We start from the raw sequence: 12323 nt of genomic DNA on the forward strand, positions 1-12323 counted from the left end.
AAGTTTAAAAGGTATTATATAAAAATAGGCTCCCGTAAACAGGAGCCTATTACAAATGATTAATAATTAAATGTATACTTATTCTTTGATAAATTTCTTCTGGGCAGAAATTTCGTTTCCGTCCTGAATGTCTATTACATAAACACCATTTATCAGATTATGTACATCTATGCTGTTGTTTAGGATGATACCGTTGGCTACAAGTTGCCCTGCAGCGTTATAGATCTTATAATTCGCTTTTTTGCTGATATTTTTCACATACAACACTGTTCTAACCGGATTAGGATAAATTAATATATCCGTTTGATTTACCGGGTTAGGAATAGGGAACTTAGAAATCCGTACTGTATAATCTTCTACTTCGCCAACAGGGAAATTAGCACAGTTTACCGGGATTGCATCTTTTGCCATCGCTACTCTCATCACTACGTATTTATAGTCTGTCAAGCTGATAAATGCATCTGCAGGCACTGTGAATGTCGTGCTGGCCGTAGCATCTGTATTCGGGGCAGCAGCCATGATTCTTTCGTTGATATCGAAATATCCGTTTCTGTTGAAATCAATCCAGACAGCTACGCCTGCTTTCGCACCTCCTGTCAGTTTCTTATCAATGGTAATCTGGTTTCCAGTAGATCCCTGTATTAACTCAATAAACTTGAGAGGGTTACCTGTAAAGTCTGAATAACTGGAAGCTGCTGAAGTATTTTCCATTTTCGGTTTACCGTTTGGTGTAACGGTAACTTTTGAAATATACTCCGTACTTGCCGCAGAACTCATCTGGCAGTATACAATCGTAGGCGTTGTAAAGAAATATGGCAGTGTGTAAGTAGCCGGCGTACCGTTACATACATTCGCAACCTGCATTTCATACTGTGTAAGCTCAATCAGTCCGGTTAAGGTAACCGTATTGGTTGCAACCGCTACCGTTGTCCAGCTTGGAATACCCACTTTTCTATATCTTAATACATATGTTGCTCCAGGGAAAGGATCCCAAACTACAACTGCAGTAGTCGGCGTAAGATTGGTAATCGTTAATCCCGGAGGAGGCAGCTCGCAAATCCTCTCTGTAATAAATACTTTAGGATTAGACCAAGGGTTAACCGTTGTTTCACCGTTACAGATATTGGCTACCTGCACTTCATATGTTGTATACGGACTTAAACCTGTAAGGGTATACGTATTTAAAGGTGGTGTTGTAACGTTTACCGTTGTCCATGGCGTAGTTCCTACCACCCTGTATCTGATCTGATAAGTTGAGCTTGCTGCTACAGGAGCCCAGTTGACTACTGCTGAGGTTGCTGTTACCGTACCGATCGTTACATTCGGAGGTGTAGGATCACATCTCGTTGTAAATGTTTTTACAGGTGCAAATGTACCAGGGCTTGTTCCGCAGCTTGATGCAATCTGTACTTCATATGTTGTTGCAGGAGTAAGTCCTGTTAAACTCAAAGGAGGGTTTCCTGTTAATGTAGAAGCTGTAACTTCTGTCCATGGTGCTGTACTTCCGGCTACCCTGTATCTTACGATAAAGGTAAGACTGCCTGTAGGAACCGTCCATGTAACATTAGCAGAAATATGCGTGATGGTATTGAACGCTAGATTAGTCGGTGCCGTTGTAGAACAAGGCCTTAACCTTACCGAATAATCTTCTACTTCTCCATTGACAGCATTCTGACACATTACAGGTGCACTTGAACGTTTCAGAACCACTCTCATGGTTGTGGTCAACGGACCGTTATATGCTGTTGCAGGTACATTAAACAGTGCTGTTACCGGAGTTGTAGCACTTGCTGCAGAAGCCATGATCTGTTCTGAAGTTTCAAATATACCGTTTCTGTTAAAATCGATCCATGCAGATACTGCATCACTCTGTGCAGCTCCGGACCATCCTTTAGATACGGAAATCTTATTTCCTGTAGAACCGATTTCCAAATTAACCAGCGTAGCCGGAGCTGTATAACTGATATAATTGGTCTGAACGGATGTATTGCTCATCGGAGGGATTCCCGGGTTAACAGAAGTCATGGTCACATTGGAAATGAAATCAGTAGTTCCGGTACCGGTCATGTTACAATACGTAATCGGTGTTGTATTAAACGGTGTGGAAGTAGACCAAGGCCCCTGGGTTCCGCCACAAATTGTAGCTACCTGTACTTCATATGCCGTCTGCTCTGTCAATCCTGTGATATTATAACTGTTTCCTGTAATAGGCGCAGGAGATACATTCCATGCCCCTACCGGGTTGGTCGTTCTCCATCTTACCAGGTAAGTAGCACCTGTAGAAGATATCCATGAAACCGTAGCCGTCGTAGCCCCAATATTAGTTAATACGATACCTGTTGGTGCCGCCGTGGTACATGGCTGGATATCGATGAACTTAATCTGATAGTCCTCAACTTCTCCGTCACTTGTAAGTGGTGAACACGCATCAGTTGGTGTAAGGAAATACACGATAACACGCATTTTCAGCTTATTGTTTCCGATGTAAGCTCCTGCCGGAACAGCAAATGTAGCAGTAACAGGTGTTGTAGAAGAATATCCTAAGTTCATGATTCTCTCTCCTCCTGCAACCGTCGTCGGATTGTTATTGAACACGCCGTCTCCGTTGAAGTCGATCCATGCATACGTGGAATAAGTCCCTGATGTTATGGTTCTTCCTACAGAAAGTACATTATTCGCAGAGTTGCGGGCTAATGTGATAATCTTGTTAACATCATTAGAATAGTCCGTGTAAGTACTAGGCCCGGAGTTATTGGACATAGCCGGTGTATTGGTACCTGATACTGTAATATTACTGATATAAGCATTATTAACAGTGGCTGTACCTGATGTACAGTATGAAATGGCAGGTGTCGTAAAGTTTACAGAACCTGACCATGCTCCGGTAGTACCGCCGCATATCGTTGCTACCTGTACTTCATAGGTAGTGGAACCGTTAAGGTTACTGATGGTATAAGGATTGGTTGCTGCCGCAACAGTTGTCCATGCTCCCGTTCCCGTTCTGTATCTCAATGTATAAGTAGCTCCTGTTGCATTGATCCAGGAAACCAAAGCGGTAGAGGCCGTTATGTTGGAAACAATAATAGGAGATGGCGGAGCTGTAGTACAAGGTGCAAGATCAATGATCTTAACTGCATAGTCTTCAATTTCACCGTTCGCTACTGTAGCACAAGGGTCTGCAATGGTGCTGGTAGCGAAGATCACTCTCATTCTAAGGGTCAGCGGACCGTTGTAAGAAGTAGTCGGAACCGTAAACGTTGCCGTGATCGGCGTTGTTGTATTGGCTGTGGTACTAACTACTCTTTCACTTGTCTCAAAAATACCGTTTCTGTTAAAATCAATCCATGCTCCTACGGCTAATGAAGATGTAGTAGTGGTTAACCATGATTTGGAAACAGAAATACTGTTATTGGTTGAAGTACGAACCAGTGTGATCAGCTTGGCAGGATCAGCAGAATAGTTTGTATAGGTATTCGCGCCTGAGTTGTTACTCATCACATAAGAATTCGTAGGGGCAATTGTTACATTTGAAATATAACCGTTTGTATTATTGCTTGAAGTAATCGGACAATAAGTAACCGCAGGAGTTGTAAAAGGCATTGGTGCCGTATAGGTTCCTGTAGTTCCTGAACATACATACGCTACCTGAACTTCATATTGGGTCTGTTCCGTTAAACCGGTAATGGTATAAGCACTGGTGGTTAAAGGAACGGTAGTCCATGTTGTAGAACCCAAAGGTCTGTACTGCAATATATAGGTAGCACCTACAGCAGGATCCCACATTACATAGGCAGAAGTAGCTGTAATATTACTTACAGAAAGATTCAGAGGAGCATTGCTCGTACAAGGAATCGGCTGGATCAGCTTTACAGCATAATCTTCCACTTCCCCATCCCCGAAGCTCTGGCACATTACCGGAGAACTTGAGTATCGCATCGCTACTCTCATTCTTGTTGTCGCCGGGCCGTTATAGGCCGTTGCCGGAACGTTGAAGGTAGCGGTAACAGGAGTTGTTGCACTGGCAGGGGAATTCATTACCTGCTCGGTTGCTTCAAACACTCCGTTTCTGTTAAAGTCAATCCAGACACCTACAGCTTCACTGTAACTAAAACCGCCAGGGTAAAACTTAGATACAGAAACCGTATTCCCTATAGATCCGATAACCAGGTTTACCAAGGCACTAGGTGTCGTTGAATAATCCGTATAAGTAGATCCTACAGAGTTGTTGCTCATTACAGGCGCGCCTACCGGAGTTACCGTAACATTAGAAATATATTCCGATGCAAAGTTACTTGAGGTCATTGTACAATAAGTCAGACCTAAAGTAGTAAAAGTTGTAATCGCCGAGAAAGGTCCCTGAACGCCTGAACAAACAGTAGATACCTGTACCTGGTACTGGATACCGTCTGTTAATCCTGTAAGGTTTATAGAATTTCCTGTGGAAGGAACCGTAATCCACGTTGTGCTGCCTAACGGGCGGTACTGAACCACATAGGTTGAGTTTGCCGTAGCAACCCATGAAACTGTTGCCGTAGTCTGCGTAATTGCTGAAACGACAATACCTGTAGGAGCCGCTCCCGTACAACTTGCCAATGAGGCTACTGTAGAACTTCCGATGGCGTAGAATACATTTCCGATAGCACTTACTCTGATTTTCACATTGCCTCCCAACGTAAGACCGGTCAAGTTAATAGACTCGTTACCGTCATTCGCTGTAGAAGCTGAAGCTACCGTCCACGTTACCCCGTTATCTGTGGTATAGTCAATTTTTACATTGGCTACGTTATAAGGAGCAGCCGTTGTATTTACAACATCCCAGGTAATACCGGTAGGGCCGTTGTTATACGCAGTGGTAGTGGTCACTTTAAAAGGACCATCATTTCCCACAATAATCTGCTGGTTGGCAAACTGGGTTTGCTGCTGAGTAGCTACGGGATTGTTATCCCTTACCGTTACCCGGAAATTAGTAGTCCTGGCAACTGTGGAAACAGATTCCCAGCCATTATTAGAATTATTTAAAACTCCGGCCAATACTGAAGATAATTTTGGGAAATATCTTACAGGGTTGGTTGTAGGATTAAATGATCGGAACGATGCACCGGTAAGTGTGGTTCCTAAATTATTTTTATTTATGGTGGCAGATGCGTTATCCACTTCTTCCCAGGTATAGGTCATTGGGTCATTCTCAGCATCCGTTGCAGACGCTGTCAACACAAATGCAGTACCTTTAGGAATATTGTAGGTAGGCAAAGCCGTAATAACAGGCGGGTTGTTTGTGGTCGTGGTTTCCACGTCACAAGTTTTGCTGTTAAGGTTATTCTGAACCTGCGTGATGCTTACTGCATGAAAGTAAGGGTCAGAATGCGGCTGAACATCGGTATTGGCACCAGTAATTCCTGCATAGCCCATAATGGTGGAACCGGAACCCGGCTCAACATTTACGCCTGTTCCTTCCAATGCATGAGAGAATGTATGATTGGCTCCCAGCTGATGCCCGATTTCATGGGCAACATAGTCAATATCAAAATTATCTCCCTGCGGGATACCGTCTGCCGGTGATGTATATCCTGAACCTTTACCATTTGGTACTGAAGTTGTTGGATTTATACAAACACAGCCTATACAGCCTGCATTACCGCCACCGCCTGAAGCACCAAACAAGTGACCGATGTCATAGTTGGCATTTCCTACATTGGCAGTAAGTGCCTGTTGTAATTCACCGTTCCATGCACCTCCGGCACCTGTGGCTGCAGGCGAATAAGGGTCAGTTGCAGGGTTCGTGTAAATAACGCCCGGATAGTTCTGCAAATCCAGATGGAGGGCAAAATCTTTTTCAAATACGCCGTTTACTCTGGTTAAGCTGGCATTGATGGCAACAAGTGCATTCGCAACCGTTCCCCCAAAAAACTGGGTATATTCCCCTGTTACCGACATAGCCAATCTCATCGTTCTGTATTTTTTGTCAGAAGATTTTGCAAAATTGGTAGTCTGGTTGGAAAAAGCCTTACCGGTTGTATACAGTTTTTCTATCTCTTGTTTGGATAGCCTGTCTTCGTTCATGGAACAAAGGAAACCTTCATTGCTTTTGTCAGTTTTTGGATGCACACCGTAAACTGTTTTAGACTTGTCAGCAGGCTCTATGAATTCGTACTGACCTTCTTTGACGATCATCGACTGAAAATCATCCGGTGCCAGGCTGAATCTAAGGTATTTACCGGGATCATCGATCCCGACACCCACATAGGAGCCCAGTTGATACTGGTCTGCCAGTTCTTTCACTACCACAGGGAAGCTGTAAACGGCAAACCTTTCGATTTTTCCTTCTAAAGTCGGCAAAGAAATGGTAACGGGTTTTGCATTTTTACCCGTTTGCTGTGCTTTTGCCAATTGAGACTTTAGTAAAGAAATGTCTAGAGAATAATAGTTCTTAATATCAGAACCTGCTCTGGATTTTTCCCCTCTGAATGTTGCCGGACTCCATTGTGCACTGGTAATCGCAAACAAAAAGAGGAAAAAGAAAGAAGTAAAATTTTTCTTCATAACTTTCTCAATATATTAATTAGACAAATCTAATCATTTTTTATTACTAATTTATAAATGTAACTATTTTTTTTATATAAATTCCACAAGGATTCAAACCATGTATTTGGAATAAACAAACCAAAAATCAGCTGTGGGATTTGGACATATCTTCTTATTCCAAGTTATGAGATAAGCATATTATTCAATTTTTATTAAATCAGGAAATATTTTACTCTGGTACTGAAAAACAAAAATCCCCGGCAGTAGATTGGCCGGGGATTCTTGTATTGATTTTAAAAATTTTAATTATTTTTTGATGAATTTAGAAGTGAATGCGTCTCTTCCTTTTTCTTCAATGGTAATAACATATCCGCCTTTGATCAATTCAGACACATTAATCTGTCCGTTGCTGATATTTCCTTGTCTTACTAACTGGCCGGCTGCACTGTAAATTTTATAAGCTGCCTTATCAGAAACTTTAGTAATGTTAAGGATATCTGATACCGGATTCGGATATAACTGGATATCATTTTTAGGACCGGCTACGTCATGTGTTGCCAATGATGTTGCAGTGACAATCACATTATAGTCTTCAACCTCTCCGTCATTAAAATTATTTCCGCAAACCCATGCTGCAGGTGCAGATAATCCGATATTACTGGATCCGGCAAAGCCTAAAAGCACTCTCATTCTTAAGGTCTGTCCTTCAACAACACCTGTAGTAGGAACAGTGAATGAACCTGTAAATGATGATGAATTGGCCACCGGGAAATTAAGAACTCTTTCAGTCGCATCAAAAACACCGTCTCTGTTGTAATCTATAAACACCATCGCAAAGTTGGCGGCAGTTAAAGATCCTGTAACAGTTGTCGGATAACTCGTTCCTTTTACAAGATTAATCTGGAGAGCAGGATTTGTTGTAAAGTTTGTATACGTGTTTCCGGTTGAGGTATTATTGATATTGGCTACTTGTACTTTAGAAATATAAAGTACCGCCGCCGTAGTGGATGCTGCTGAACAGTATGGTAGTCCGGAAGTTGTAAAGGTCGTAGTTGCAGAGTAGGCTCCGGTTGTTCCTGAACAAACAGTGGCTACCTGAACTTCATAATTGGTTGTATCTGTCAGCGATGCAATTGTTACCGAAGCTGATGTAGAAGTCGTCTGCTGCCAGGTTGCTGAACCTACCGGTCTGTAACGGATGATATAAGTAGCATTTAAAACCGGTGTCCACGTCAAAGTAACACTATTATTTGTAATGTTACTTGTTGTTACCCCTGTCACTGCAGATCCGTCGCAAGGAGCAAATGCCGTTACCGTGATCCTTCCGATAGCATAAAATACATTAGCGATGGAAGATACTCTTAATTTAATAACCTGACCATTCAGCGTTGAAGGGAAAGTGAAATTTTCAGTACCGTCATTGGGAGTAGAAGCGACCAGCGTAGTCCAGCTGGTTCCGTTATTTGTGGTATAGTCAATTTTGACATTGGCCACATTATAAGGTGCTGCAGTTGTATTGGCTACGTCCCAGTTGATAGGTGTCGGCGCATTTACGTTCGCAAATAAAGTAGTTACCTTAAACGGTCCGTCATTTCCAACGGTGATTGCCTGTACATTATAATCAGACTGTTGCTGATTGGCGTTAGGGTTGTTATCCCTTGCCGTAATAGCAAAATTCATAGAACGTGCTACCATTGGAACAGACTCCCAGGTATTGTTGCTGTTATCCAAATATCCGTTCAGCACAGATTCCAGCTTAGGGAAATAACGGGTAGGCACTGTAGTCGGAGCAACAGATCTGAACGATGCCCCTGTAGTAGTGGTTCCGATATTATTTTTATTAATAACAACGTTTGCATTATCTATTTGTTCCCATGTAAAAGTCATCGGGTCATTTTCAGGATCCGTCACATCAGCCGTTAGCATAAATGCAGTTCCTTTAGGAATTGTATATGGTGTCAGGTTAGGTATTACCGGCGGGTTGTTGGCAATAGGTGTTTCTACGTCACATGTTTTGGCTATCAGATTATCATTGATCTGATCAATGCTTACTACATGAAAATAAGGGTCCGAATGTGCCTGAACATCTGTCGTAGCTCCCGTGATACCGGCATACCCCATAATAGTTGATCCTGAACCCGGTTCCATATTGGTACCTGAACCTTCCAAACTCTGTGCAAATGTATGATTACCCCCAAGTTGATGGCCCATTTCGTGGGCAACATAATCAATATCAAAATTATCTCCTGAAGGAGGGTTTGCCGCAGAAGGATTCACACTTCCCGTAGCCGGCGAAGTAATCCCAGATCCTTTACCGTAACCTACTACCGGATCATACGTAGTACCTACAGGACTCATACAAACACACCCAATACATCCTGCATTTCCGCCACCGCCGGAAGCTCCGAATAAGTGACCGATATCATAATTAGCCTGGCCTACAGTAGACGCCAGTATATCCCTGAGAGAAGTATTCCATGAAGCAGGAGGCGCTGAAGCGTTGGTAACGGTTGCATAAGGATCGGTTGTGGCATTGGTATAGATAAGCGATGGATAACTTAACACATTTAAATGCAATGCAAAGTCTTTTTCAAACACTCCGTTTACCCTTGTCATGGTTGCATTTATTTGAGCCAATGCCCCTGCTACCCCTCCGAAGAAGTTAGTGTATTCAGCTGTTGTTGACATGGCTAACCTCATTGTTCTGTACTTCTTGTCGTAACTTTTACTGAAGTTGGTCAGCTGATTTGTAAAAGATGCCCCTTTTTTAAGCAATGCATCAATTTGTTTTACCGCAGCAGGATCTTCCCCTGTAGAACATAAGAATCCATTTTCATTCTTTTGAGATTTAGGATGAACACCATAAACTGTTTTAGCAGTATTAGCAGGCTCAATAAATTCATATTCTCCGTTAGTGATAATCATAGACTGAAAATCATTCGGAGCAAGAGAAAACCTTACATACTTTGAAGGATCATCAATCCCTACACCTACATATGAGCCTAACTGATATTGATCTGCAATATCTTTTGCAAAAACAGGAAAACTGTATACTGCAAACTTTTCAACTTTACCATCCATTGTAGGCAAAGAGATTTCAACGGCTTTAGCTCCTCTGCCCGTTTCCTGTGCATTTGCCAGCTGAGATCTTAACGCTGAAATATCCAATGAATAATAGGCTTTCATATCAGCCTCTTTTCTTACTTTCTCTCCTTTAAATGCTGTAGGCGACCATTGTGCGGTTGCAGCACCCAGCATAAAAAGAGAAAAGAAAGAAGTAAAAAATTTCTTCATAGCTTTTCAATTAAATTTACTGCCAAATATAACTATTTTGATTTACCAATATTATATTTTGATCATAATTAACAGAAAAAAGTGTATTCAATATTACAATACCCTAAAAAAAATATAATCCTCAGAAGGGTCTGAGGATTATATTTTTTCTGTAAAAGAGGTTAATTCAGTTTTATTTTTTAATGGATTTAAAAGTCAGTGTTTATTTTCCTTTTGATCAATTATAATTATTTAGAGCTGGCTTAAGATAATTTTAAGAAATTAAACTCGACTAAAAATAAAAGCTCCGGGTATCCCGGAGCTTCTGTATCTATGAAAAATATGATTTATTTTTTAATAAACTTGATACTTTCAGAAATCTTGTTGTCTTTGATGGTAATAATATAAGTACCTTTTACCAGTTCCGCTACTCTTACCTGATTATTATCAATATTACCGGCTTTTACTAACTGACCGACAGCATTGTGAATTTCAAATTTAGCTTTGTTTGAAATTTTGGTAATATTCAATACATCACTGGCAGGATTTGGATATACCGCAAATGTATCTTTATCTTTAACTTCACCTGTTGCCAAAACCAGAGATTTTAAAGTTCTTGTCTGAATAGTTGGAAAGTAAGATCCTGTTAACAAAGTTGCCCCAGACTGGGATTTGATGTTATAATATCCGCCATAAGGATAGAAACCATCTCCAAAAGAATCCTCAATTGTAAATGTATAACACTCATTTGGGTTCAATGTCCAGTTCTGACTAATTACAGGAGGCAGAGAAGTATTAGTATCCGTATATCCGCCACCGCTGTAAACAGTAGTTCCAGCACTATTTTTCAGGTTCCAGCTTGTCTCGCTTCCATATTGATCCAGCTGAAGATTAAATACAACATTTGTATCTACTCTTGTAGGTGCACCTAAATAGTTCACATTGATACTGCTGTTTGAAACCCTCTGATCTGTACCTCCGTTTACAGAAGTTACATTGATATTCATCCATCCTCCTAAAGTGTTTGCATTCATAGGAAGTGTTACAATGGCAAATTTATCCTGTGCTAAATTTCCTGTCCAGTTGAAAGTCTGTGAACTTCCGTTTAGAGTATAAGTTATTACTGCGGAAGTCATTGTGCTTGTTCCTCTGTTATACAGAGAAACTTTTACATTCTGTGCTGCCGTTGTAGAGCAGCTTACTGTAGTACAGTCTCTCTCCAGCTTAACCTCTGCATCATTAGGAAACAATGCAATAGGAATATCTGCAACTGATGTTTTAAGTTCAAGTCTTCTTGGAGAATTATTCATAACCGCTGTAATCCGATCCTTCTGGTTAACAGTGAAGATATTCATACAGGTATCATTTGTATAATCCATATAGTTTTCAACCATATCATTTCCGGGACTTGCAGGACAAGAATCAATTGTTACACAATTGTAGTTTGCGGCGGCGGCGGCGGGTGTATCAAGACAATAATCATTATTACTGTCTGTTGCATTCACTACGCAGGAAGAGGTATCACCCCAGATGTGTCTTAATCCTAAATAATGACCAACTTCGTGAGTCATTGTTCTTCCTTTATCATAAATATTAATAAGAATGAAACTGTTATTGGTATCATAATCACGGCTTCCGAATGCAGAGAATCGCGCTACTACGCCATCTGTATAAGCTTCACCGCCATTAGTGTTAAGTCCGCCGATACCTGATCCTGAAGGAAACTGCGCATATCCTAACAGGTCAGAATTTGATGGGAAATTGACACTCCACATATTCATATATTTTGTAGGATCCCAGATTGTTTCCGGTTTTACAAAAGAATTTATCTGTGCCTGAGTCCAGGAAGACTGACAAAGATTTACCCTGTCAATACCGTTAGTAGGATTTCCATTTGGATCTACTTTAGCCAATGCAAACTGAATTTGCGTATCAGCTCCTACTGTATTTGAATTGAAACCGGGAGTTCCCGCCAGTCTGCGGAAATCATTATTCATAACTGTGATCTGAGAAATTACCTGCTCATCAACAATATTAGGAGCTGCGCCAACAGCCTGACCGCTGTGAATAACATGAACAACCACCGGAATTGTAATAATAGTCCCGTTTTGCGATTTTTCAACTTTTGCATTTTTAATCAACGGAGCCAACCAGGATTCAAATTGGCTGTCATTCATTCTTGCAGGATTTTTTGCCTGAAGATAATTTTCGTACTCTACTGTAGCACATCTGTCGAAACCGTTTGATTTCGCAAGCTCACTTTGAGGCTTGTTAACAATAAATTCAGCAGCTTTATTCCCTTTTCCATTTTGCGCATTTATTCCTGCAGCAAAAAATGAAAATAAAAACAAGAATACCTTTAAATTAGTAGATTTGTTCATTTCATATACATTTATCGCAAATATATTCTTTTTTATTCGATTACAACAAAAAAACCACTTTCTAAAATTGAATTAATAAAATGAAATCTGTACAGCCCAGTAAATTGGCACCACAATCATTTAACCGATAAATAAAAAAAGCCTTGA

The 12323-nt window shown here is 40.9% G+C and carries 3 protein-coding genes; all 3 read right to left on the bottom strand.

Annotated features, from left to right (window positions below):
- Window positions 1-78 precede the first annotated feature (78 nt).
- The 3 genes from SD427_RS16400 to SD427_RS16410 all read right to left on the bottom strand — a co-directional run bounded on the left by SD427_RS16400 (window position 79) and on the right by SD427_RS16410 (window position 12176).
- The gene (locus tag SD427_RS16400) at window positions 79-6540 is read right to left on the bottom strand and encodes a GEVED domain-containing protein (RefSeq protein ID WP_320558859.1); all 6462 of its coding nucleotides are present in this window, start codon (window positions 6538-6540) and stop codon (window positions 79-81) included.
- Window positions 6541-6828: 288 nt separating this feature from the next.
- Window positions 6829-9816, bottom strand: coding sequence for a reprolysin-like metallopeptidase (locus SD427_RS16405; RefSeq protein ID WP_320558860.1), 2988 nt, complete (start codon window positions 9814-9816; stop codon window positions 6829-6831).
- A 326-nt stretch (window positions 9817-10142) separates the two neighbouring features.
- Entirely contained in the window at window positions 10143-12176 is a 2034-nt protein-coding gene (locus SD427_RS16410) for a M43 family zinc metalloprotease (RefSeq protein WP_320558861.1), read from the bottom strand.
- Between the last annotated feature and the right edge of the window lie 147 nt (window positions 12177-12323).

It is taken from the genome of Chryseobacterium sp. JJR-5R (assembly GCF_034047335.1).
GTDB lineage: Bacteria > Bacteroidota > Bacteroidia > Flavobacteriales > Weeksellaceae > Chryseobacterium.

Coding starts and splice junctions, on each gene's coding strand:
- SD427_RS16400 (WP_320558859.1), bottom strand. CDS start 6,540: ATGAAGAAAAATTTTACTTCTTTCTTTTTCCTCTTTTTGTTTGCGATT.
- SD427_RS16405 (WP_320558860.1), bottom strand. CDS start 9,816: ATGAAGAAATTTTTTACTTCTTTCTTTTCTCTTTTTATGCTGGGTGCT.
- SD427_RS16410 (WP_320558861.1), bottom strand. CDS start 12,176: ATGAACAAATCTACTAATTTAAAGGTATTCTTGTTTTTATTTTCATTT.